We start from the raw sequence: 25,207 nt of genomic DNA on the forward strand, positions 1-25,207 counted from the left end.
TGATCTCAATTTAGGGTTAATTACTTATATAGTCATTGAGATTTCTTCGAATTAAACATATAGAAAAAAGTCCGGGAGTCATTTTCGACAAATTTGCGCATAATGATATGATATTTTTGTATAACTCTTGCACGGCTCAGAATTTTAAAACACTTATTGTCAGAAAAATGGCTTTTTAAACAATGAAATCAGGTCAAGAATCTTAATCCCAAGACTCATATCGATTCTTAATTTCTGGATTACGGTCTCGAAAATAGAATATGTATAAATGCAAGAACAAACAATTCCAAACGGTTTTAGCATTATATTCTTAAATTTTCCTGTCCTGACAATTCCTACTTTAGAATCTTACCTTCGAAGTATAATTATTATCCCTATCCTTATAGACAATAGTGTTATTGTAGGATAGAATTTGTTATGCTGTACAAGTAATGAATCCCTAATATGAAAATTGAAATAGTTGTTATTTTTTATTTAACATTCTCTGTAGTCTCACTAGATTCGTTAAATAATTTCATAGTTTAATGTAGACGGCATAAGCTCAATCCATGAGATTTTTATCTCATGTCACAAGATTAAGTATGATGTTAGCTTTTCGTCTTATGTTTATAATAGCGATAGGAAACCCCTCCAAGTATTCCTACAAGAACGATAATTGCAACTAAATCGAATACCAATGAATACTTTTTGTAAAGTTCATTCCACATATCCCCCATAAAAAAGCCAATAGTTGTCAAAAATGTGCACCATACAAATGACCCTGCGAAAGTAAAAGTAGTAAATGAAGATAGTTTCATTTTTTCAATTCCTGCTGGAATAGATACAATTTCTCGAAGTCCTGGAACCATTCTACCAAAAAATACGGCCATTGAACCATGTTTGTCAAACCATTTTTCAGCTTTCTTCAATTCACTTTCTCCAAATCCTATATGAGTACCAAGCTTTAGTATCGCCATTCTGCCGATTCTTCTCGAAATGTAGTAAATTATTGATGCACCAACGGTTGATCCAGCTGCACCGGAAAGCGACATACCTATTACACCATCTAAAAGACCCAAATTCTTGGCATACACTGCAATCCCTGCTAATGGAAAAACTAGTTCGCTGGGAATTGGCGGAAAAAGATTTTCTATCAAAGCTGCTGCAAAAACGCCTATATAGCCATACTTATCTATCCATGATATAGTAACATTAGCTATATTTGGTATTAGCGAAAGGTCGGATGTAGATCCAGCATTTATATTATTTAAGTAAGCAAATGAGTTTGTTGATTTATTCGAAAATTCGGTTGGCGGATAAACGATATTTTTGAATAACATAAGAAAGATGACCAAAAAGAGAGTAAAGATAATACCCAGGTATAACAAATATTGCATTATAGTTTAGTCATTTACCTCGTTTGTTGCTCCGTAACAAATCTTTCTAAGTCGAAGTCACCTAAACCGCAATAGGTTTTCACATATTCGACAGATTTTAGATCATTCAAATTGTATACTAGTATCAAGATAAAATTAACTAAATAAGATACTATTTAACGATCGTACCTAACTGAATTCACAAAAGTAATCTCAAGACAAAGTTGATCTATACAATAGATTTGAGATAAAGTGATTTGTAGTTAATTTTGCATAAATTTTTAGCAACAAAGGTTAGATATTACAAACCTATCCATACTATTTCTATTAATTATCTCGTCTAAACCTTCATATTGATATGAATAGTTCGATATGAAAAGATATTTTTTAAATTATCTCCCAAAAAAAATATAAAAAAAATCGATGAAAAATCAATATGAAAGAATCCACGTTCTTTTGACCCATACACAGATTGATTAGACAGACAAATTAGTAGATCTTAAAGTAGATTCTTAGTTAAGATTTATTTCAAATCGAATTATAGTATTAACAACATATATCTATCATAATGATGTCAGAAAGAGAAAATCGCTTTGTCTTGGTTGAAAAGTGTAAGTACCTTATGTCACAATTACCTTTTGGCGAATTTGACATTGATGATTTAGACATCACAATCATAGTGGTAGAAAAAGAATCAGAATGGACCAGTAGAAAAATAAAAGAGATATTGATCAATATGGAACCACTTGATAATCACGTATTGCAATCGTTGTTTACTACTCCCGAGTTGATTACCTTGGAAAAAACACTATTACGATATATCCAATATAGTAATTACGTTTAGTGTAGGGACTCAATTAAGACTAATTTAAATTATATGACAATAAGATAGGTAAGTTGCCTATCATTTGACTTTCTGCCTAATCAGCGACTCATATAAACAGGATTTTGTCCATGTAATAATTGAAATACGTCGGTTTTCAATAAATTTAACAAATCTATATTGCGAATGTGATTTACATGAATATGGATTAATCGAAATTGTACCATAAAGAGGTTAACCACCTGTTAACGAGTAATATATTGAATAAAAGAACCAAATGTTTACATTAGCCAATTTAAAAAATAAATTTTAATTTCGGCTTAAGACAATAAAAAATCATTGTAGTGTTCTGACACTTTAGTCTACAGGAAGACACTGACAAATAGATCGCCTCTCAATCAAATATTGTCGATCATAGTCATGCATGAATGAATAGTTGAATAAGAATTTAGATTACATTATTATTTGATTTTGTTAGATAAACAATTATGTAAATTAATCTCAAATAATCGGAAATTTGCATCATTTTCTAGCAGATGTTAAATCAAGTTATTTGATACCAACAGTTTGTGCATCATATATTCTGTTATCCATTTCTTTTTCAATGAAGTAGATTAAGGGATCTCCCTATTTACGGATGACGATCATATTGTTTTTATTCTGATTTGTATATCGAACAAGAAAGATAATGGTTTCGCTGAACAAGGTACGGTTGGATCATGTCATATCCTTTGGTGATGCAATATTTGCATTTTCCATTACATTTATTGCAATTTCAATTGAAATACCGGATTTACCATCCAATCTATCTGAGGCCGAAGTAGTCAACAAGTTATTCAGCCTTATTCCTCAGTTTGAAATATATTTTGCAAGTTTTGCCGTAATAGGCATATTCTGGATAAAGTATCATTTAATTTTTAACAAAATAAAAGATTCACATTCGATTATGCTATGGCTGAACCTATTTTATTTATTTTTTGTTACATTAATATCGTTCGGAACTGCCCTTAGGTTTGAGAATAATTATGTTTCTACATTTGTGTTATATGCCATCATCTTGACCGCGACTAGTTTACTACTCTCTCTAATTTGGATACATGCTCTGAATCATAATCTACTTAAGGATGATATCATGACAAAACGCCAGAAAAAACTGTATACACTACAAGGAATTATCCCAGCAATCATATTTGCAGGGTCGATTGGAATTGCTTTTATAAATATTCAGGCTGCATCATATTTTTGGATCCTAATAATTCCTTTTCAAATAATTTTCAAAAAAAGAACCAATCTAAGCTAAAAAATAATTCCTTTAAAACAAATCGAGTAATCCAAAGATTATTGGGTAATGGGTAGTGCTCGATTAAATAATCTTATGCAACATCATTCATAAAGTATCAGAAAGAGTATCGGATATTCTTAGGATTGTTAATTACGGGTCAAAAATATTTGATGACTCAAGGAATACAATATACAATTTCTTTGGTTTATTGACTTACTACAATTCGGAGTATGCAACTTTAGAGAACCAAAAAGGATATTTTCATAGTTTGTTTCACAAGCAATGCATAAACAAATCCGACAATGACTAACTTAATTGTCCAAACCAGGTCGTAGATATATAATACACTCTTCTCTAGAACCCTACGAAGTAATCTCATTAACTTATGATGCTGATATACAATGGCTTTGAACATTATCAATAGACGTATAGAAAAAGGATTTTAATAAATCATACAAATACTAACAGTAAAAAGTAGTAGCATGTTAGTGTTATTAGTCCAGTATGGACATGAATAGTATTGTTGTTCAGTAATCGGTTTTTATTAAATGAGATAAGTTGTAATCTATTATTGAAGTCTTATTTAGTAAATTGGTCAGTATTATAGATGAGTCTATGACTGACTTTTTCATCAAACCTGTGTTATCATTAAACTCGAAATCATTCTTCATATGATTGCTGTTCCTCCATAGTTTATCATACCAGAAAATTCTCTGCTAAGGCATATCCTAGATAGTCACGGTGACCCCAAAACACTAATTGAACTTATTTGATGACGGTATCGAGGTAACTTTGTAATCTATTCCTAACATCGTTCAACAATCTAGTGATTCAACGATATCCCGCCCTGGTTCACTACAAACCAGCGATTAAATAAATGAGCATACTCTTATAAATCACACACCACAAAAACAAAAAAATTCTTTTGAGTATCCTTTAGCTAAGATTTTAAATATCTATCCAGAAAATTTAGTGTTTTTTCCAAGCATCTGCAGTTTCACTTGGAGCATAGTTTTCGTTTGAAGGATTTGCAAAAGCATGACCAACATTTGGATAAATATAAATTTCATTTGTTATTCCAGTCTCGTTGAGTGCTTTTTCAAACTGATTGACAGAGTCTACCGATATTGATTGATCTTTTTCTCCAAATATTCCCAATATAGGCCACGTTATAGCTGAAAGGGATTGAGTATCATTAGTTAGTCTACCATAATATATTACTGTGGCAGCAAGAGGATTGTCTTTGCTGTCAAGTGCTAGTTGTAGTGACTGTTGGCCCCCAAAACACCATCCTAAAGACGCTATTTTAGTAGGATTAACGTTATCAAGGGATTGTAAATATGTAACAGCAGACCTCAAATTATCGATTGCTATATCACGGTTCTCCCTAATTGCTGCAGTCAGTTCTCGTGATCGATTTTGATCAGTTGTAACTTCGCCATTAAAGAGATCCGCTGCTAAGACCACATATCCGTTACTGGCAAGTAGATTAGCTGATTCTTTAATATAATCATTTAGTCCCTTATTTTCATGAATTAATACAATTGCAGGTAATTTCCCTTCCAAATTAGTTTGGTTTAACAAAGGATAAACCAAATATCCCGTCGAGTTAGCATAATAGCTAATTGTCTTATTTTCTATTGGTTGATCAGCAGAAATAGATGATGATGATAAATTACCATCGTTAAAACTTACCAAGGTCATGACGGAAATACCTGTTGTTTTTTGAGCTTCGACTATATATTCAAACGACGTATTGACTATTAAGGAAACCGAAAGTACTACGGATAAGAAAGACATAAGAATCATTTTGGAAAGTTCCATAGTGAACAAAACGTGTGTTATCGCTTTTAACTATTTTGTTGAGACTCCAAAGATCAGTAACCCAAGGCAATAAATTGATGCTTTTTCTTGATTTACAAAATTTTGAAAAATTCATTCCCAGTTGTTTCTATCTCTTTGTAAATCAAAAATGTCAGAAGTGTGAAAAACGTGTCCACTCTTATCTCTAAATATTACGTGTAACAATGCCATCCTTGAAATTATTGTTTAAAATGGTTAGATGACACTCAGAGTAAAACACAAAAGTCAGATAAATAAAAGCAATAACAATACTGAAGGTAGTTTTTACTCCGATGCGGAGTTCTTATTCAAGTTCGTTTGCATAGTAAAAATGATGAATGGTAATGAAGCAAATCGATCAATATCATATACTATTTTATCCTAATAGAATTTTAAATATTAATTTTGTATGGTATAATGAGCACTTCCGTATGACATCATGAGTTAGACTACTATTAGTAAATTAAGGAATTGATAATAAGGATAAGCCCAAGTAAAATTTAACTTATTTCTTGGCATATCTCTTACAATCCTTTCTAACAAGCAAAGTTGTTAATCTGTAATATTTATCCTATTGTCAAGAGGTTCTCCTAATAACGAACTAGATTCGAATATTGTGGCAGATTCACGTAAGAAAAAAATAATCAGCATAACGTTACCCTTACTTTTTGGACAATTCTATTATCCCTGAAAGACATTGTGGATACTATCAATAACCGACAAAAAGGTATAAACCCTACAAAAATATAGAAGTGATATGCATAAGGATTGTAAGAATCTATTAGAATTATGTAAAAGAAACTACTTGTTTGCAGTAGATTCGAAAGGAGATCTAGTGTCTTTAAATGATCTATCTAATTTGAGTTCGTTTTCCAGCATAATCATGGAAATATCTGATGAAAAAGGCATCATATACAGGGTTCCTATTAAGTGTTGTCTAGACTGCGGGAAAAAATTATTGAATCAAGATAAAACAATTTAGTCGATAGTAACACACAATATTGTTATTCTGAATGTGAACTTACGGTCCTAAATGTGTTCGAAGTACGATGTACATCTTTAAAAATCTTGAATAAATTTGATTTAGAAAAAGAGGAAGACAGTTGATCAGAAAGTCCATTCTATGGTCTGAATTAGTATTATTGAATCAAGGCTATTGAAACTTTTGCTAGAAACAATATCAACATTACGGTAAATTTTCGGGTTTATAATCTAGTTGCTCACATACAAATAACCAGAGATTACAAGAGTGAAAAAATCATCAGGTGTTACTAAACTAAGTAGTTTTTGTTTATATTCAACAGAACAAGCTCAAATTGAATTTATCGGTAAGACAGGCTATTTTGAATCATTATAGAAATCTGAGTAAATAATCAATGAATGTTCAAATAAAATACCTTAGTCAATAGAAACACGAGTTATAAGATTGTGGAAAAACACATACTTAGATTAGGTAATAGTATTTGTTTACGAGTAGAAAAATAGGTGGTGTTAGCATGAATGATTAACATTTGATGATCGGAGGTCCTGAAATGCCATCCTACATAAGGAAAAAACACCAGAAGCTTTTCAAAGATATTGAATATAGAAAACGAAGGAGTTGAAAATTTGATCGGTATTGGTCTTAAAACATTATAAGGAATCTATAAGCGATAATACGATATACAGAACATGGCGAAAGAAATTCATACTGAAATTAATATTAATGCACATGTCACAAAAGTATGGGAGTTACTGACAGATTTTCACAATTTTGAACTATGGAATCCGTTTATTCGAAAAATAGAAGGCACGCCAACCATTGAAACAAAAATCAAGATTCACATTAGTACATCGAGAGGCAAAAAAAGAATTTATCAACCAAAAATTACGAAGTTGGTACCATCAAAAGAACTGCGATGGTTTGGAAAATCAATGATACCTGGTTTTTTTAATGGAGAAAGGATCTTTGTCTTAGAACCACTTGAGAACAATCATACACGGGTTATACACAAAGAGATATTTACCGGAATATTGGTAGATCTGGTGGGAAATCGTTTGGATAAAGATCTGTATGACAGCTTTGTTTCTATGAACGAGGCATTAAAAAAACGGGCTGAACAATAATATTTTATATAAAAATCCAAAATAGTAATACCCTCATAGATTAAGAATATTTATCAAGAACCGATGATTTACATAAATACAAGTTTAATCGCTTTATATTTTTACTCTCGCTTTTTATTTAACATACATATAATTTTAAAATGAGTTACAAAAAATTTCATAAAATCATTCTCTTAATTTAGTCAAGAATGGTTACAGACTTTGATTCTATTTTACTTCTTTTTAGTGATCTTTTTATTACTTGTTGAGGTTTTAGTACTACTACTGCCACTACTTTTGCTTGTTACTTTTTTCTTGGTTCCCTTATCGGATTTTGTTGTAACTTTTTTATCTTCCTTTGGATTACCTTTTTTTGATACCATTCAAAAAGTGATGGATACATACTATTTACAAAGTATCCTCAAATGTAATATAAAAAAGACTTTATGAAATATAATCAAACAATTCCTGCAAGTCTTGATTCAACAGCATCTATGCTGAGAATTTACTGTAAAGCATACGATATAATCCCTTATCACTAAGGAGAGTGATCATTCTTTGGTTCGGTAAAGATTCTTTGCTTCGACTTTAAATAAATTGGATTGCAAATTATGTGTAACACATCTTCCAGAAGAGTTTCAAAAACCTCTTTCAAAAACATCGATCTTAGTTATGACATAATCCTGATGAATATCTAGAGATTTACCTAAGTTATTTTCATTTATTCTCATGATATTCTTTGTTAGAAATATTGGTCTGAAACGTTATTTGACATTCATAATAGAAATCACAAACAAAAAATAAATGAACATTAGTTGGAATAGGATCCAATGGATGATCTTCTCTTCCAATGTACGTGTGGACATGAGTTATTATGCATAATGATTAATATCCCTATGCACAATCAATCATCAGATCAAATATTGAATTCATAGCCAAACGAAGAATCGATTATGATGTAATCGGTTAAAAATACTGTTACTTTATATTGTAACTACATCTATCTAAGGGTCATAAATTAACAGAACTAGATTTTATTACAAAATATGTAATACATCACTCAAGGATATCTATTTTGGACAAAGGCTCGCAAATAATTCGAAATTTGCTCATCACTAATTTTTAAGACAAAAATTAAGTTAACTAGTATAAAAGAACAAATCGCAGAAAGAATAATTTTAGAAACTATCAAAGAAATTAATGAGAATCCACATATAGTCAAAGGAAATGGATGTGCTGCATGTCATGTGCTGTATACATTGTCTAAAGAAATGGAACTGAACGAGTAAGAGGCTTCGAATTTATTGTCAGATATTGCTTTCTAATTCTGTGCTGGATTCATCATTCATAGAAATGATAGAATACATACATATGAAAAGAAGAATGATGGGTACGATATTTGCGCTGAAAACAAGAGAGGCAAAAGATAGTTACATCTTGTCAAATCTTAAGAACACTTTAGAAGAATTGCAATCAGACATGATATGTTATGGTGTAGATATTGTTCTAAGAAAACTATTGTTAACAATGATTTACCTCGATATTGCAAAGAACATAGGAATCGATCATCATGCATCAACTGAAGAGCTTTACTATGTTGTCAGAAAACACGAGTCAAGATTTCATGAAAATATAGCTGAATTTATGGATCAACTTCGTCACAGGATCCGAAATAGGCATTAAATTATATGATAGGCACCTCGTACGAGAAAATACGGATTTAAAACCGTAACAAAACTTTTGGGCTACCCATTCTATTCACAATACTAGTAACTTGTATTGTTTCTTAAGTATTAACCACTTTTTTAACAGATCACAATTACCGAACTTAGAAAGATCGTTCACGAAGCTAACTTTTGTTGTATGCACAATTTTTTTTCTTTATAATTTATGAGCGAAACTTTATTCAACAATATATTTATTATGTCACTATGCGATTAGATCGAGAACTCGAAACAAAAATATAATATCTATTAGAAGTTCACAGCAAGTAACATACTGAGAGAAGGAGTTTGTTTATACCAAATTAGAATTCTATTAATGATTAGACAAAATATTCCGTTAAAATAGCCTGTAGAAAAGTTAGGTTCAGAAAAGAGCATAGTTAACTTATCCGAATACAAACATCAAGTCCAAGTGGTTTGAAAATATTTACACAAAAATTTTAAGAGGGTTTCCAAGACCTGTATCGCCTAGAATAATTTTTTTTATAATCATCGTCAAACTGTGAACATTATGCAACATTCATGTATATAACCCATTTAAAAACTGTAATCTTTAGTCCAAAGGAGTATAGACAAAAATCAAAAATATACTGTACATGAATGTATATAATACTGTAATTATTTAAAAACTATAGCAATAATTAATTCATTCAAGATGTGAATCCCAGAACTTAAAATATACACAATTATTAAGATCGCTATAAAACTTTTACAGATATGTATAATAATCCAATAAAACTTGACGAAAGGTCAGAAAAATCTTGACATTTATTCAAGTTGAACTTATCGTTTAAATATTTTCATTGTCCAGATAATTTATGTCATCAGGAAGGGAATTTAACGAAAGTCCAAATCATTTTATGGTATTGGACGCCATAGCTAGGGGAATGAAGAAAATAGACAGTATTGCAAAAGTTACCAAACTATCAAAGGATGAAGTGAAATTAATTGTTAATGATTTATTAACTCAAAAACTCGTAAACGCAAATGAAAAGCGAGGTTTTTTTGGCAACAAAAAAATTGAACTGTCGATAACAGATACAGGCTCCAGAATACTCGAAACCAAGAAAGAAGAACTGTCTTATAAATCACAAAAGCTTCAACAACTGTATCAAAGTGGAGATAGAAGCCAAATGCAGAGTTATATGCAAGATAATAGAATGTGGATACCAATGATGCTGTTCTCTGGATTGATAAATATGGTAATGTTTGCATCCATGATGTCATTTATGGGTATGGCAATGAACCCTGCAGAAAGTGCTCAAACAGAGGGACAAGTAGATCAGTCAGGTGGATCGGCAGCAGAGGATTCAGGGGCTGCAGCAGACTCCGGGGATGCAGGAGGATTTAGTGATACAGGGTTCGATGGTGGCGGAATGGATACAGGGGGTTTTGATTCATTCTAAAAAATCATATTAATTATTGTCGGTTGATTTAAGACACAATCAAAATTAAGCTCGATAATAAAAAAGAACTGATTTGTCAAACACAAAGAGTAATAAAGAACAACAATAAAAAATAACTATAATATCATAATCGTTTTTATACACGAGTCTATATTTTATAATAAAACAAACTGCAATTTAATTAATGTATTTATACTTTGAAGGTATCATTCATAACTATCAAATGCCTTTTCAGAGAACCACTAAAATTCGTGATATTATGACCAGAAAACTTGAAACAATAGGATCGACCGCCTCTGCACATGAGGTGGCAATAAAGATGCGAGATAAAAAAGTCAGTTCTGTTCTTGTAATGGATGAGAGATACGGTATTCCACTTGGAATTGTTACTGAGAGAGATCTAGCAAGAAAAGTGTGCGTTACTGACAAGAACAGCACTCAATTATTGGCTAGCAAGGTAATGTCATTTCCTTTAATCAAAGTAAATTCAGAAGTATCTGCCCTGGAAGCAGCGGATTTGATGTTAAAAAACAAGGTTAGGCACTTACTTGTCGTTTCTACAGAATCCCAACAAGAAAAAAGGGAGAATGGGATAAACGAGGATAAAGATCTGCTTAAACCTGTCGGCATAATAACCCCTATGGACTTTATCAGATATAAATTAGTGATATCTAGTGGATATCTATCCAAAGATAGCCACGAGGATAACGACACTAAGAGAATTCTAGAATATTATAAGAATGATGCAAATTTTGATTGATAAAAATAATTATCATTGGATTCTTGATAAACTAGATCTGCTGCTTCTAATCTAATCAAATAGAACCAGAACATCGTTATTCTCGATTCTAGTCTCGTATGTGGTCAACGGTGTTTCTGCAGGAGGATTCTGAGGTACACCATCATTTAACTTAAACGCTGACAAGTGTAAAGGGCAAGTAAGCGTTTTTTCATCTTCATTTAATATTCCTTCAGATAAATCAGCAAAAGCATGAGTGCATATTCTATCAGCTGCGTAAATATTGTCACCTGCTTTAACTACCATAATTTCCTTATTATCATGGTTAAATGATACGATATTGTTGTTATCTAATGAGCTTAGTTCACATACTTTTATCCACGTCATATAGGAACTATAGGAGATAAACTTGTATTTTGCTTTTTTGTAAATAAAATTAAAATAGCCATAACAAGTTGTTATGGCTATTTTAATTTTATTTGCATAATTAATCTTATAACTTAAAAGTTGTAAAAATCGATGGACTCTATAGTAAGATACAAAAAAAACGTAACCTGTGTTAATAACGTTAATAAGCATTTTTATCATGATTACGTATGAAGATATTCTATTAATTATTGGAAAAAGTCATCTACTTTGCTTCCGTATATAGAAGAGATTAAATCTTTTATTAATGATAAAGAATAGAATAAGGTAGTCGATCCCCCATAAATTTCAAAAATATAATTGTCAATCTATCTTATCTTTTGCCTTTCCTGCAACATCTTTCGTTGTGTCTACTACCTTGTCTTTGACATCTCCAAGCTTATCCGTAATTGAATCCAATACTGACTCTTCTTCATTTCCTCTTTTCTGCTCAAATGTTTTTAGTTCAGAATCAGAAACATTCAATATTAATTGAGTGCCATCATATGCCTCAACTTTTGATTTGGGTACTAAATAAATATTTTCACTTGCACCATCCTTTTCAACTACAATCGAATCATCCCTTTCTCCAATTATGTTTCCCACAACTTGCCTGTCAGATAGAATTACGCCCTTTTTCGATATTATTAATTCTGAAAAATCTATATTACTCATATTTACTTTGGTTCAAATAACTATAAAAGGATCTATATTTTAATAAATCAACTGAAATATATAAAGCAAAATACTTTCAACAGTAAGACCAATCATCATAATTTGCTGCCAAAGTTGGTATTACCACTGATGTTTCAAAAACAAGATTCATTTGAGCAACACCGTATGAAAATTATATTCATGACTTGATATTTACCAAAATACTGACTAGCAGAGGACCCATTACAGTAAAGTATAAGAAGATTATCCAACTACCTCAATAAACCATATTTGTTCTTCGTACTAGATCCGCTTAGTATCGTCATAGCCACTAAAGATTATTTATGATAGGTTATAATTCAATACATCCAAATGCAAGAAAGATCTATAGTATCAAATGAAAAAAGAATGATTTACCAGTTTAACTTTGCTTTATTTTTTTATTAATACAGCTAACTTTCTTTTTGAACGTGACCTAGTTATCGGTTTGGCCATTTACATAGTTTTAATACACTATTAATAATATCACAGACACTTTATGCATGAATTCTGGTATATGAATAAAGATATATGCACTATTACTTGGATAGCTAACAGGGTATCACTTGCTAGTCATTATTAGAAAAATGAGAGAAGTGACCATTGACGATAAAAAGCATGCAGCCGGTTACTCTGAAAGAAGATGAAGTCGTGATAGACATCCTATTAAGTGTTCTCACAATGTATACAGTCCAATCAAGGTTTCAACATACACTAAATGTCAAGTCAACAATTATATCAATTAACTTGAGAGTGTTTAATTTGCTCCAATTTTCATAAACTAGTAAATTAGACCAATATTCAGAATAGATATTTGATTCTCCTTTGATTATCGGTCTAAACCTAATATCAAAAGAATATCTCAAAAACTGTTGCTTTTTGGATCGCCATTGTAAGACTTGCAATTAGGACATTGAAGCATAACGTCGCGATAATTATAAACCATTATATTTTCTGCCAATACAAATCCACAGTTGCCGCAAATATGGGATTCTAATTCTACTCCCTTTATCAAGACGTCTTTCTCATCAATAGTAAAAATTGTCTTTTTCTTCGCACTGGGAGGTGGTATGACGTTTAGTTTAATTATTTTAGTCATATGACATTCATTTGCATTATCGTATTTAAGTCATCCGAAGCATTTTTAATAGTAAAAACAATCATACAATCATATTTTCAAATAAGTTCATTGTAATAATTCTAATACTAAAATCGTAAGGTTCCAAATAAATTTTAAAATGATTAGCACTGAGAAGTGACTAATCAGATTTCTACTCAAAAAAACCGAGAAAACAACTTGTATTATAAATATCAACTAAATCATCCCATCATCTAAAATCTAACTTGCTTGAAAACCTATAGTGTAAAATAAATAACTATATTGACGGTTGACAAAGAATGAGTGAAATTATTAAGTATCTTTTTCCACTTTTTCCCATAGCCCATGATTCGATGGACTCGAAGTCCTAATTCTTAATAGTTTCGCGAATTGTTAAATTTATTTATTTGAATCGCATTGAGAATTGAAAGAGAGTACCGTTAATATCAGCACAATACTTCCCATAGTAGGTGAAAAATTAGATAAGTGAAGATAATGGTCATCAATACTAGAAAAAACTGCATTTCAGCTGTTTTAATGCACGAACAAATTAAGAATATATTTTCTGTCTGAATACGTGTTTCACTTTAGAGTACAAATTCTATTAATAGCATACCCCAAGAATATTTGCTAGGAGTATAATAACAATTATCTTTGTTGAAATCAACAAGGATATTCTTCAATAAGTATAGCAATTTACAAATGTAGTATTTGTTATCGGAGAAATAAAAAAAATCAATTAGCACAACTAGGGATTATATAATTTGGTCGAATCAAGCAAACAGTAACAATCTGGGCAAGAGTTGATTTGCATGTTTATACGATAGAAAGTTGAATTGTTATTTTCTTCATATAGAATTTACTAACTAGATATACTACCCTCATTTCCTATTCGGAATGCAAAGAATTGATTAGAAAGTAAGTATCTGGAATAACATATTATCATTCCTCATAATTCGAAATCCATTGTTGTCAATTCTCTTAATAGAAGAAGACTTGAACAAAAGACATAGTTTTACCCTTATTTGGTTATGTCTATCTAATGCGAAATTCTCTATATATTGCTTTCCAGTTTAACTAGATAATGAAGCCTAAGAAATGATCTTCCCTTCTGACATCTCTAAATTCAAATTTGAGTATATAGATCTCAATATTTTTTAAGATTAAAAAAACATAACTTAACATTCAATAATTTAAATTCAGTTTTTCAAAAAACTATAGTATTTGTTGTCATAGATGTCTAGACAGTTGTAAACGTTTTATCCCTTGGATGTATGTAACATACCTTACCACATCATCTCCATTTTAGAAGGTATTTTCTTATTCTATGATATTTGTAATCTTCCAATGAATCATCCACCTTGTTGAGAAAAATTCCATCACAGTCGAGTCTTTATCAACTCACTCAATGGAGATGCGGGTATTCGGCGACGGAAATTACCACGTCGTCTACGATAAAGTTTTCTAAGAAAATGAATATAGTTTTTATATCTATTAAATACTCCATTAAAGTACTGCGAGGTATTAGCAGTTGTTGAATGAGTAACTATTAGGAGAGTTATTTACTAGATCATTTGTAATATACCCATTCATAACTCATAATGCATCTACATGTTATTTCGTATACTAGAATCCTATATTTCTCGATTTTCTGATGGAAAAAATTTCTTCTGCTTAAATCCTTATGTTACTATTTACTAGAGAAATTGGTATAATTGGGTAGCCACGCAATTCCATTTACCTTTATGCATATCTTTCCATACTCCTTCAAATAGAGATAGAGTTATAAAATTAGTTTAGTAAAATAGGCACAAATAATTAAGATACAGTAGATCCATGTATAAATAACATATACATTAAATTCTTTAGAAACTCAATTTTTATAGAAAAATAAGACGGGTTTTGGTCAGTTGATCGTAGTATCAACTAACTCTTATTGAACTGTTGTTGTACTAGTCGTATTTGATGTTGGACTTGTAGCGTTTGAACTGGTAGCGTTCTCGCCTGACGAGTAATCTAATTCACCGGGAGCACCAGAACTTGTTATGTTGCCAGCTTGTTCGGTTACATCCTCTATGGAGGTTGCATTTGCAAATGCAGTGACGTTAGCGGCTACTTCTTCGGCTGGAGCATCAGTACCAGTTAGAGGGTTAACGTTTGTATCTGCACCATTTTCGCTGTCTGCACCATTTTCATTATTTTCTTGATCTTCGTCCCCATTGCCTTGAGCATAAACGCTCCCGCTTACTGCAAAAATTCCTGAAGCCAACACAAAGGCTAGAAGAATAGCTAGATTCACATTAACGATTTTCTTCATCAACATATAGTATTACAAAAAAGGTTATAACCTACCAAGATCTTGTATCAACTACAACCTAAAAAAAGCTTAAAGCATTTTTTTGAATACATTACACATAAACAAAGTTAGAGAACATCTCGACAAACATCTTTGAGGTAGTATTTTTGGCCGTGTCCGTCTTGGCTAAAGTCCAAAAATAACCAGTCTTGAATCCTAGTACCGTTACCTCGCCGAAAGTTTTTTTATATCTTCATAGGTAATTAAATATGTCTACTTCGAAAAGTATTGACAATTTCTTGTCTTCCAAAACATCAACCAGAAAGGGAACAGGCTTTCAAATCGTAATAGGCGTAATAATCCTCATATTTTCAATCATTCTTTACTCGAAGACATTTTTTGGAATAATTTTCTACATATTACTTTTAATTAGCATAGTTTTGATCACCTCTTCATTTTTTATTATCATAAATCAGTACGAACGAGCCATTATTTTGAGACTTGGAGTATATAAAGGTCAAGTAAGACCCGGCATACATACCAGGTTACCTTTAATAGATAATGTATTAGTCATCGACATTCGTGAGAAGGTGAGAGAATTTAATGCAGAAAAGATGCTCACAAAAGATAATGTACCTGTGACAATAGATGCCATTCTCAGGTACAAAATAATCGAAGAGAGATCTAATGATGCGTTGCTAAATGTCGAAAATTTTAACGAAATGATAAAACAGGTTTCGCAAACAACTCTTCGGAACAATATAGGATCCTCAAATTTTCAAGAAATATTATCGAGAAGAGAAGAAATAAACCAAAATATAAAATCCATCATTTCCAGAGAAGCAGAAAATTGGGGAGTAATGGTCACAGGGGTAGAGATTAGGCAGGTAATCATACCCCAAGAGTTAGAGGCAGCCATGTCTATGCAGGCACAGGCAGAACGTGAGAAACAAGCTAGAGTAACGTATGGAGATTCAGAAATCCTAGTAGCTCAAAAGTTTCTTGATGCCTCAAGGATCTATTCGAATAACCCTGTAGCATATGCACTGAGACAGTCTAATATGCTTTATGAAACAATGAAAATTCACGGAAACACTATCATCATGATTCCATCGGAAGCCCTAAATTCCATGGGTTTTGGGAATTTGGGAACAACTATTGCCTATCTCAAGAACTTAGAAAGTGGTATAAGAGATGACAAGAAAAGGAAAGTTTAAGATAGTTAGAAAATCAGAAGCGTAGAAAGAGCTACAACAATTCACACTTAAAAAATATCATTCAGATCAGTTCACATCCATCCCCGTCTTATCGCTAATTCACAATATTCAATTGTACAAAAATAATCAGCAGTTTTTACACTTTAACTGCTAAATTTGTTTATGAGAGAGAGAGTCAAAAGTCCCTATATACTAACACATTCACTAGGTAGTACCCAGACCATAAAATTTCAATAGACTATAAAGACATGTCTCCCAGGTCTGAAAAATTGGGGATCATTAAATAGTCCAAAGCGATATTTAAATCCAGAATTAGAAAGATTTTAAGGCAATCAATGTAATTTTGGTGTTATGGTTATCACATGATTCTGGTGACTAGAAATTTGAATCAACTAACCGAATGCCTAAATTTTTATCTTCATTGTTTTTCCAAATCCAGACTTAATAATCAATGTTTTTGACAGCATAATCAATTTTGATAAACGATGTTTTCAAAGCAATACATCATATATTGCCAAAATTATAAAGTTGGATAAGGATATAAAGTTTAATGTCATATCACTAGTGAGGAATAATTGAAAACCAGGAAGGAAAAGTCTTTATTTTTAGGAGCATTGTGTATTTTAGGAACAGTATTAATAGGAACAATATACGTTTCAGACAAAGTTTATGCTCAAACAAACTCGACATTAAACCAGACATCCATTCCCAATAACTCTTCAACTACAAATCTGTCTGCACAACAGGAAGCATCACAAGCCATTAAAGGAGCTATCACAGATACAGGAGGATTTTTAGGTAACGTTACTCAGAAACTTATTACCTCAAAGTCGGCTGGAACAATTCTTAATGAAACCTCGGACTTATTAGGTGAAGCTTATATTGAAGCCAAAAAATTCTTTAGCACAAATTAACTAAATCCTTTATTTTATCAGATAATTTGTCCTCACCTTCACTATACTTTTGATCCCATTGTGGTTTTTATATTATAGAAGTAAGAGTCTTTTCGATGACAAAGACAAAGATAGCAAACGCAGGTACATCCAAACAGGATGATTCTCAAAAAATAGTGCCGTGTCTTTGGTTTGATAACCAAGCAGAGGATGCAGTAAAATTTTACTTGTCTATTTTTAAAAATTCGAGTATAGACCATATTGTCAAATATGGAAAAGAAGGTTTTGACATTCACAATATGCAAGAAGGAACAGTAATGACAATTGATTTTAAGATTGAAGGACAAGAATTCATAGCCCTAAATGGAGGTCCAGTGTTTAAATTTAACGAAGCTATTTCCTTTCAAATATATTGTGAAACTCAAGAGGAAGTGGATTACTACTGGGAAAAATTATCAGATGGAGGAGACCCTACTGCACAGCAATGTGGTTGGCTAAAGGACAAATACGGAGTTTCCTGGCAAGTTGTACCTACAGTATTAACCGAGATGCTTAAAGACAAAGACAACAATAAATCACAAAAAGTAATGAAGGCAATGCTCCAGATGAAAAAAATCGATATACAGGATTTATTGCACGCCTATGAGGAGGCATAAGTAATCATATTTTCATGTATGGTTCTAAATGACCACGATAAGAGAAGGATACTTACTTTCTGCCTTTGGTAGATTTAGACCATATTGAAGACACAGTAACAGTATATTTAGTATCTTCTACTGATTTGTCTATTTATTTGTTCAAGATGCTACACTCCTAAAAGTTAAGAGATTCCACACCATTAGATCAGAACAAATCTATAGAATTTATCATTTTCCTTTCTAATTCCTGTATTTGGAAAGAATCAAACTCTCTGTATAGGGCCGTAAATTTTATCATTAGAGTAGTGTCAGAGCCAATGCTATAAATCACTTCATTGGTTGTCACAACTCCCGTATGAGCATTCTCACCACTGGCGAAAAGAAATGACAAGGCATTTTGACCATCAATATCCCATTTAGTGTTATTGATATCTTCTATTACAAAATCATCATAGCCCATTAACTTTTCATGTCCTCTGGAATCATCTTTTGATTGATCGTATTCTAAAAATGTCTTATCCAAATTATTACACTCAACCATTACGGATACATAGGGTTCTTGAGAATGTAGTATAAGGTACTCACCATTTCCAAATTCATTTGCTATTTGTTCTGTTTTGAAGCTCGATGGATAATTCATACTCATATTGCAATCATCGAATATGAAGGTAGGCCAATAAGAAGTATCCCCATATCCAGTCAAAATACGAACATATTCGAAACTCGCAATGGGAAGAATTACAAAGATTGAAACAACTATAAACTTCATCATAACAATTATTTTAACAATCAACACATTCTAAATTTATTTATCATTCTCATATTAGAGAATAATTGTAGAGAAAAAACATAGAATCTCCAACTTGAAAATCAAATTTTTAAATATCGTAATTGTTATTTTGATACGAATTTAAGACTAATAATATTATCAAGGCAAGACGATATGATAAAATTACGATAACAGATCATTAATTCTCAGGTCTAATGAAGGGAATTTTTTTTGACATGGATGGAGTTTTGCTTGATTCGATGCCATATCATGCTGAGGCCATGTATAAAGCGCTTAAATTAGAACTTGATTACGAACTAGATAAAAAGTGGATTTTTTTACTTGAAGGCATGCCCGCGGAGAAATTCTTGCAAGAGATCTTCAAAAGAAACCCACCAAAGAATGTTTCTGTCAATCAAGATATGTTACTTAGACTAGTAAATCTGAAGAAAAAAATATTTAAAGAAATTGAAAATGTAGCTTTGATTGATGGAGTATACGAGTTGCTTGAAGAGATGGATAAGACCAGTTGCATTAAAGCAATAGTTAGTGGGTCTTCAAGAAAAGAGGTCGAATATATGATAGAGAAAAAGATCGGAATTTTGAACTTTGACATAGTAATTTCAGGAGATGATGTTACAAGGGGCAAACCGGATCCTCAGCCTTATCTAACAGCATTAAAGAAAACAAACTTGGCTAGAGAAGATGTATTAGTTGTGGAAAATTCCCCTCTTGGAATAATGTCTGCATGTAATGCCAAGTTAGAATATATCGTTACTTTGAACAGTACACCATTAACAATTCAGGATTTTAATAATTTTCTTCCAAACTCAATAAAAAACGAATTCAGCAAGTATATCTTTAAAGATATTAGGTCAGCAAGAGACTTTATTTTTGACTGGATCTACAAATCACATGGAAAAATTGTACATATATAGATTTTGACAAAAATTGGTATTAACGTTCATATCCAATAGCACGAAAGACATTAATCATATTTATTTGATCGTAGCAAAAAAAAATACTTTGGAAAAATAGTTGATCAAAGTTCCTTTTACATAGATATGTACTCAGTCAAAGTATTTTTTAATGTGAATATTTCATTCTGACATCGTTTATATTTCATAGTCTTCGCACTTGTTGTTAGCATTTTACCCCATCTCCGTCGGCATATCTTTCAAAATATCTGTTTCATTCCTGTGCAAATTCAACATTAGAAACCTACTAATTATTACGATAGTTTAACTAACATGAACAGCTCCTATTCTTATATTAATATCCCATTTCACAAGTTTTTTATTCTCCCGTTTACCCCATAATTTTTCCAAGTCAGTCATGATCAGATCTATTGGATTGAACTTTTTTTCTACACTAAACCTTTTTACAGCAGACCAAGTTTGCATATAGCTAACAAGTTCATCCAGGTTCCAATTTACAGTCATCTCAAACTTTGGGGTCATGATCTCTTTGAATGGAAAAGAAATTGTCTTGTAATCTTCTTTGACATAAATCGTTTCTTTAGGCCAATATTTTCCAAGGATATCTCCTCCTACATTTAACTTTGCACTAATCGTATCAATGTGATTGTCAATCTTATGCATACCATAAGACCAGATAGCCAAAATTCCATTATTCTTACTTACACGGGTTACCTCCTTGTAGAATTTATCTAAGTCAAACCAATGAGCTGCCTGAGCAACAGTTATCAGGTCGATACTACCATCTTCTAAATTTGCCCTTTCAGCAGGAAACATTTCATAGTGAATGTTAGACCTCGGGAATCTATAGGCAAGTTGCTCCTTACTTGCGTCGCTTGCAATCACATTCTTAAAGTATTTACAAAGTCCAACTGCGGCTTGTCCATTACCAGTAGCACAATCCCATGCTTTATCTTTGCCAGGGGTGATGTCATCCAAATATTTGTAAAGAATATCAGGATAGGTAGGCCTAGAAAATGAATATTCCTTAGATGTTGACGAGAAATGGTCCACAGCGTTGCTCATAATTCTATTCTTGTTTATTCCCAAGAACTTTATTCAGTATTAAATCTTCCCGACAGAATATTCAAATTGGCAATATTAGTTTCTTTAAATTAAAAAATATTACAAGTAGATAAGCTTACCTTCCAAAGTATTCCTTAACATTTGGTTGGTAAAGATAGTAAATAACTATTCCATTAAGAACGATTAAGAATAGCGATCCAACATGTCCTATTACAATTGATCCTATACCTACTAGAATCGCTATGCCACACAGTACGAGCGTGATAATCCAAGCCCAGTTTGCTCCTATCCACAAGCCATATGCAACAGCAAAATAAGCCAATCCGATTACGAAGAAAACTCCGGCGACCAATATCCCAAGTAACGGTATCAAAGCTAAAACAGTTATTCCACTCAATAATGATCCTACTCCTCCAATAGCAAGAAGTACAGCAATTATTGTTACACCAAATGGCCTGTAATTTTGCATTCATTATGATTAATGATAATTACCTTTTAAACTTGTTCACTTTGATACAGGGCTCTGTTCATTTAACGATAAGCCTATAGCTTGAAGATGTCCTATTTCTTTTATGATTAGCAGAAACAGAACACCTTCAAGGTATGTGTATTATGGCTTACATTTGTACTTTTCAGGTTTATCTTTAAGAAAAGCCTCGGAAAGATTATCTCAGATATACAAGAGAAATCACGTTTCCATTTGGAATTGGATTCAAAAGTACAAGCCTCAAAAGCTAAGTCAACTAGAAGAAGAGTTCTAGAGTATATAATAGATGAGACCATGTTGAATGTGGGATCAGAGTTTGTCTGGCTCTGGGTTGCAACTGAACCCGAAAACAGGCAAATTCTCGCACTGTCTATCTCTAAAGAAAGAAACATGTTTGTTGCAGAAAGATATCTTTCTAATTTGATCAAAGTTCATGGAAAGCACCCAGTTTCTACAGATGGTGGGACTTGGTATCCCATGGCTTGTCAGTTTCTCAAACTCGATCACCATATTCATTCCTCTTACGAGAAAAGTCTGATTGAAAGAAAGATGCAATATATCAAGGATAGAACCGAAAGTTTCGATGACTATTTTCCTTGCAGAGTAAAGAATTGTAAGTTGAAGCATGTACACAATTGGTTGCGGTTATTTATTGACTATCATAACAATGAAATAAAACATGTTAACTGAACAGAGCCTGATACAGGGTATCATATTTTTATCATGATAGAAAACATTACTTGTCGCATTATAAATTTACAATTCATTATTTTGACTACTTTAAATATCAAGCAATATGGTGAGAGAGTGCTAGCACGATTTTATTACATCTTCACAGTTTAAGTTAATTCTAGTAGTTGAGTTTAAGAACCTATCCCAAAATTCGATAGAAATATAGCTCCTTATCTGTCTTGGTAAACCGTGATCTGTGTCCAGACTAAGGAAGACAAAGCAAAACACACCCTTCCTACTATCAGAAGGATTCCCGATGAATTATGGGACGAGTTTAAGAAGATACTGCCTAAAGAAAAGCCTCCAAAAACTGTGGGTAGACCGATTATTCCATATAAACAAGTACTGGATGGGATCCTTTACGTTCTTAGAACGGGGTGCCAATGGAAGATGCTTCCAAAAGAATATGGTTCAGGTTCTACCTGTCACAGGAGATTTCAGGAGTGGAATAAACTGGATGTATTTAAAAATGCATGGATCAAACTATTGAAAGATTATGATGATAAAATTGGTCTCAACTGGACGTGGCAATCCATAGACAGTATATCCATAAAGTCATCTTTAGGGGGGCCAAGACTGGAAATAATCCCACAGACAGGAGCAAACTAGGCACAAAAAGACACATTTTGACAGAGAAGAAAGGTATTCCTCTATCGGTTGTAATTTCACCTGCTAGCACTCACGACATCAATCTGGTAACAGATGTAGTCGATAATACAGTAATAAAAAGACCAAAATCATTATCCAGATCGAGACGACGACGACGACGATTACAACATCTGTGTCTTGATAAGGGATACAAATCTGCAGAGGAAGAACAGGAATTAATCAAACGAGGATATGTTCTGCACATTCCAATCAAGAAGAAAAAAGGGAAGAAAGGTGAAATTGGCAAAGAAATATCAATGCCAAACCGTAAGAAATATTCTTCCAAGAGATGGGTTGTAGAGAGAACGAATTCATGGCATAACAGGTTTAGGAAACTCTTCACACGATATGAAAAGAAGGATGAAAACTATCTTGGTCTAGCACAGTTCTCTTGTAGTATAATCATCTATAGAAAGTTAATTTTGGGATAGGCTCTAAATCAGTTCCATGATGCCTGCCACAATATCAACCAATATCTATAAAAATTGTAAATTTGTTTAGCCGGTTGTGAATTACAATAAGGCTATCGATTGTTTAAATATCCAGATTTTAGATCTTTGAACATGCAAGAGATTCAGGCTTTCTTTCAAGAAATCTAAATCTAGGAGCAATATGCTACTCGCTCAAATTTATGGTGAATCCCTAAATCAAGATGTTGTAAGACATACAAGATATGATTTAACCCGCATAGTCAAATCTCCATAAATATACTATAGGAACAGTGCAAATGCAGAAACTTTACTCGTCAGGAAAAACTTTATGACAAATTCATCTAGTTGTATGATCTTTCTCACGTTTGACGTCATGGGTTACTTAAAAAATAAGATAAAAAAAGTCAATTTACCAGAAAACAAGGGGCTATAGAGTAGTCATGCAAGTTATTAATCTACTATGTTACAAGAAGGCTGTTTTGCTTGCATTATCCAACTAGTGTATGCAAGATCTATGGACAATGCAAGATACTGTAAAAAATGTCCAGGCTTTAACAGTAATGGTAGTTGACGATTATTGACGATTATTAGGAACTTGCGCATTCCTTCAAGAGACTGCTGTATTTGTCTGGTTATACCCCATCTATTTTACAGAACCTAGACTAGAACTCACACATTTCAAAAACAAACCCCAAAAGTATTGTCTAGTTATCGCAGACCTAATAATGCCATCTGAAGGGAATAGAGTGGCCAATAATTTAAGAAATCAAAGTACATTTGTCAAAATTGTTTTGATTATGGGATTTAGTAATGATGAAAACCTTAAGGATCTGGATTCTATTGAAACAAATATATCAAAGTACTTCTCAAGCCCATAACGTTAGATAAATTGCCATAGTATTGGTATGAATCGTTTTATTCTAAGGTATCAACCAAATATCAAAAAACCACTTTCAATACCCAATAACATCAATACCATCATGATAAATTTTATAAATTCGACTATCAGAATCATAAAATTTATTTGTCAAATTGAATAAGAATCAAAATATTTGATGGTTAGAATTTAGATTAAATATTTTTATACAAGTCGAATATTACAGAATATGTGAAAATTACTTTTGAATTGTTTGTAGTAACACTTGCTGCAACTTCATTGATTATGGCACCAATGCTGTTGATGAGCAACTCTGCGAATGCAGCAACCTCAACGCATTATTGCAGAGACTATCCTGGAAAGTCACAGGATTGGATAAATGGGTGTCAGCAAGGGTGGTGGGATCACAATCATTGTTACGCATATAATCCAGATGGAGAATCAAATGCTTTTGCTGCCGGTTACAAGGTCGGTTGGAATAAAGGTTTATGTAAATCCTCTCCACATTACTGCACTGAATATCAAGGAAAATCTAGTAGTTGGAAATTTGGTTGTCAAAATGGTTGGTGGGATCATGATCATTGTCAAAGCTATAACCCAGAATCAGGACAATATGCTTACGGATATGCAGTAGGCTGGGCAAAAGGTTATTGTAAGTGAAAAGAGTTGAGTGCAACTTATTCTTTTTTCTTACATATAGAACTTGTAATAATTCAATAAAATCTTTCGAAAAGGAACAAGAATAATGAAGGGTTCACTAAAC

General features: G+C 32.3%; 25 protein-coding genes. 15 read left to right on the forward strand and 10 right to left on the reverse strand.

Annotation, left to right across the window (positions count from 1 at the left end):
- Positions 1-587 precede the first annotated feature (587 nt).
- On the reverse strand, positions 588-1,319 hold the full coding sequence (locus NFRAN_RS04545; RefSeq protein ID WP_172602117.1) for a DedA family protein: 732 nt from the start codon (positions 1,317-1,319) through the stop codon (positions 588-590).
- A 604-nt stretch (positions 1,320-1,923) separates the two neighbouring features.
- Between NFRAN_RS04545 and NFRAN_RS04550 the strand changes: the two genes are divergently transcribed.
- Together NFRAN_RS04550 and NFRAN_RS04555 are read left to right on the forward strand one after the other, a co-directional pair.
- Positions 1,924-2,199: a hypothetical protein gene (locus tag NFRAN_RS04550; RefSeq protein WP_134483318.1), complete on the forward strand. Its 276-nt coding sequence runs from the start codon at positions 1,924-1,926 to the stop codon at positions 2,197-2,199.
- 667 nt (positions 2,200-2,866) lie between these two features.
- Positions 2,867-3,478 carry a TMEM175 family protein gene (locus NFRAN_RS04555; protein ID WP_134483320.1) on the forward strand — a complete coding sequence of 204 codons (612 nt, stop codon included), beginning with the start codon at positions 2,867-2,869 and terminating at the stop codon, positions 3,476-3,478.
- 951 nt (positions 3,479-4,429) lie between these two features.
- On the opposite strand, the gene NFRAN_RS04560 is transcribed toward NFRAN_RS04555, so the two are convergent.
- A complete protein-coding gene (locus NFRAN_RS04560; RefSeq protein WP_172602118.1) occupies positions 4,430-5,269 on the reverse strand; it encodes a dienelactone hydrolase family protein in 840 nt (279 codons plus the stop codon).
- A 1,704-nt stretch (positions 5,270-6,973) separates the two neighbouring features.
- Between NFRAN_RS04560 and NFRAN_RS04565 the strand changes: the two genes are divergently transcribed.
- Positions 6,974-7,408, forward strand: a complete 435-nt coding sequence (locus tag NFRAN_RS04565) for an SRPBCC domain-containing protein (RefSeq protein ID WP_134483324.1) — start codon at positions 6,974-6,976, stop codon at positions 7,406-7,408.
- A gap of 212 nt (positions 7,409-7,620) precedes the next feature.
- Here NFRAN_RS04565 and NFRAN_RS13640 read toward each other — a convergent pair whose 3' ends face one another.
- A complete protein-coding gene (locus NFRAN_RS13640; protein WP_172602119.1) occupies positions 7,621-7,770 on the reverse strand; it encodes a hypothetical protein in 150 nt (49 codons plus the stop codon).
- Between the two features lie 946 nt (positions 7,771-8,716).
- Here NFRAN_RS13640 and NFRAN_RS04570 point away from each other — a divergent pair.
- From NFRAN_RS04570 to NFRAN_RS04580, 3 genes are all read left to right on the forward strand, one after another.
- Positions 8,717-9,070, forward strand: a complete 354-nt coding sequence (locus NFRAN_RS04570) for a hypothetical protein (protein ID WP_145988020.1) — start codon at positions 8,717-8,719, stop codon at positions 9,068-9,070.
- Between the two features lie 859 nt (positions 9,071-9,929).
- Positions 9,930-10,517: a MarR family transcriptional regulator gene (locus NFRAN_RS04575; protein WP_134483327.1), complete on the forward strand. Its 588-nt coding sequence runs from the start codon at positions 9,930-9,932 to the stop codon at positions 10,515-10,517.
- Positions 10,518-10,740: 223 nt separating this feature from the next.
- Positions 10,741-11,277, forward strand: a complete 537-nt coding sequence (locus NFRAN_RS04580) for a CBS domain-containing protein (RefSeq protein WP_172602120.1) — start codon at positions 10,741-10,743, stop codon at positions 11,275-11,277.
- A 51-nt stretch (positions 11,278-11,328) separates the two neighbouring features.
- Here NFRAN_RS04580 and NFRAN_RS04585 read toward each other — a convergent pair whose 3' ends face one another.
- The 4 genes from NFRAN_RS04585 to NFRAN_RS04600 form a co-directional block, all read right to left on the reverse strand.
- The gene (locus NFRAN_RS04585) at positions 11,329-11,643 is read right to left on the reverse strand and encodes a Rieske (2Fe-2S) protein (RefSeq protein ID WP_134485665.1); all 315 of its coding nucleotides are present in this window, start codon (positions 11,641-11,643) and stop codon (positions 11,329-11,331) included.
- Positions 11,644-11,985: 342 nt separating this feature from the next.
- A complete protein-coding gene (locus tag NFRAN_RS04590) occupies positions 11,986-12,336 on the reverse strand; it encodes a hypothetical protein (RefSeq protein WP_134483331.1) in 351 nt (116 codons plus the stop codon).
- An 880-nt stretch (positions 12,337-13,216) separates the two neighbouring features.
- Positions 13,217-13,453, reverse strand: a complete 237-nt coding sequence (locus NFRAN_RS04595; RefSeq protein WP_134483333.1) for a hypothetical protein — start codon at positions 13,451-13,453, stop codon at positions 13,217-13,219.
- Positions 13,454-15,386: 1,933 nt separating this feature from the next.
- A complete protein-coding gene (locus tag NFRAN_RS04600; protein ID WP_172602121.1) occupies positions 15,387-15,770 on the reverse strand; it encodes a hypothetical protein in 384 nt (127 codons plus the stop codon).
- A 248-nt stretch (positions 15,771-16,018) separates the two neighbouring features.
- Between NFRAN_RS04600 and NFRAN_RS04605 the strand changes: the two genes are divergently transcribed.
- The 3 genes from NFRAN_RS04605 (at position 16,019) to NFRAN_RS04615 (ending at position 18,515) form a co-directional block, all read left to right on the forward strand.
- Positions 16,019-16,966 carry an SPFH domain-containing protein gene (locus NFRAN_RS04605; protein WP_134483337.1) on the forward strand — a complete coding sequence of 316 codons (948 nt, stop codon included), beginning with the start codon at positions 16,019-16,021 and terminating at the stop codon, positions 16,964-16,966.
- A 575-nt stretch (positions 16,967-17,541) separates the two neighbouring features.
- Positions 17,542-17,880, forward strand: coding sequence for a hypothetical protein (locus NFRAN_RS04610; RefSeq protein ID WP_134483339.1), 339 nt, complete (start codon positions 17,542-17,544; stop codon positions 17,878-17,880).
- A gap of 95 nt (positions 17,881-17,975) precedes the next feature.
- Entirely contained in the window at positions 17,976-18,515 is a 540-nt protein-coding gene (locus NFRAN_RS04615) for a VOC family protein (protein WP_134483341.1), read from the forward strand.
- Positions 18,516-18,702: 187 nt separating this feature from the next.
- Here the strand turns inward: NFRAN_RS04615 and NFRAN_RS04620 are convergent, their stop codons facing one another.
- Positions 18,703-19,269, reverse strand: coding sequence for a hypothetical protein (locus NFRAN_RS04620; protein ID WP_134483343.1), 567 nt, complete (start codon positions 19,267-19,269; stop codon positions 18,703-18,705).
- A 212-nt stretch (positions 19,270-19,481) separates the two neighbouring features.
- Here NFRAN_RS04620 and NFRAN_RS04625 point away from each other — a divergent pair, with 212 nt between their 5' ends.
- A complete protein-coding gene (locus NFRAN_RS04625) occupies positions 19,482-20,204 on the forward strand; it encodes an HAD family hydrolase (RefSeq protein WP_134483345.1) in 723 nt (240 codons plus the stop codon).
- Positions 20,205-20,507: 303 nt separating this feature from the next.
- On the opposite strand, the gene NFRAN_RS04630 is transcribed toward NFRAN_RS04625, so the two are convergent.
- Both NFRAN_RS04630 and NFRAN_RS04635 read right to left on the reverse strand, forming a co-directional pair.
- Complete coding sequence (locus NFRAN_RS04630; RefSeq protein WP_134483347.1) at positions 20,508-21,269, reverse strand: class I SAM-dependent methyltransferase; 762 nt, start codon at positions 21,267-21,269, stop codon at positions 20,508-20,510.
- A 115-nt stretch (positions 21,270-21,384) separates the two neighbouring features.
- A complete protein-coding gene (locus NFRAN_RS04635) occupies positions 21,385-21,738 on the reverse strand; it encodes a hypothetical protein (RefSeq protein WP_134483348.1) in 354 nt (117 codons plus the stop codon).
- Between the two features lie 103 nt (positions 21,739-21,841).
- On the opposite strand from NFRAN_RS04635, the gene NFRAN_RS04640 reads away from it, so the two are divergent.
- The 5 genes from NFRAN_RS04640 to NFRAN_RS04655 all read left to right on the forward strand — a co-directional run bounded on the left by NFRAN_RS04640 (position 21,842) and on the right by NFRAN_RS04655 (position 25,104).
- Positions 21,842-22,030, forward strand: coding sequence for a hypothetical protein (locus NFRAN_RS04640; RefSeq protein ID WP_134483350.1), 189 nt, complete (start codon positions 21,842-21,844; stop codon positions 22,028-22,030).
- Entirely contained in the window at positions 21,976-22,446 is a 471-nt protein-coding gene (locus tag NFRAN_RS04645; RefSeq protein WP_172602122.1) for a DDE-type integrase/transposase/recombinase, read from the forward strand. Before NFRAN_RS04640 ends, NFRAN_RS04645 begins: the two co-directional genes overlap by 55 nt.
- Before the next feature lie 282 nt (positions 22,447-22,728).
- Positions 22,729-23,567 (forward strand): IS5 family transposase gene (locus NFRAN_RS04650; protein WP_134485554.1). Its coding sequence is split into 2 segments (ribosomal slippage): positions 22,729-23,062 and positions 23,062-23,567, totalling 840 coding nucleotides; the frame shifts between segments, so codons are not numbered across the junction.
- 725 nt (positions 23,568-24,292) lie between these two features.
- On the forward strand, positions 24,293-24,445 hold the full coding sequence (locus tag NFRAN_RS13645; RefSeq protein ID WP_172602123.1) for a hypothetical protein: 153 nt from the start codon (positions 24,293-24,295) through the stop codon (positions 24,443-24,445).
- A 230-nt stretch (positions 24,446-24,675) separates the two neighbouring features.
- Entirely contained in the window at positions 24,676-25,104 is a 429-nt protein-coding gene (locus tag NFRAN_RS04655) for a hypothetical protein (protein WP_134483354.1), read from the forward strand.
- The last annotated feature ends 103 nt before the right edge of the window (positions 25,105-25,207 follow it).

The sequence above is a fragment of the Candidatus Nitrosocosmicus franklandus genome (genome assembly GCF_900696045.1).
Lineage (GTDB): Archaea > Thermoproteota > Nitrososphaeria > Nitrososphaerales > Nitrososphaeraceae > Nitrosocosmicus > Nitrosocosmicus franklandus_A.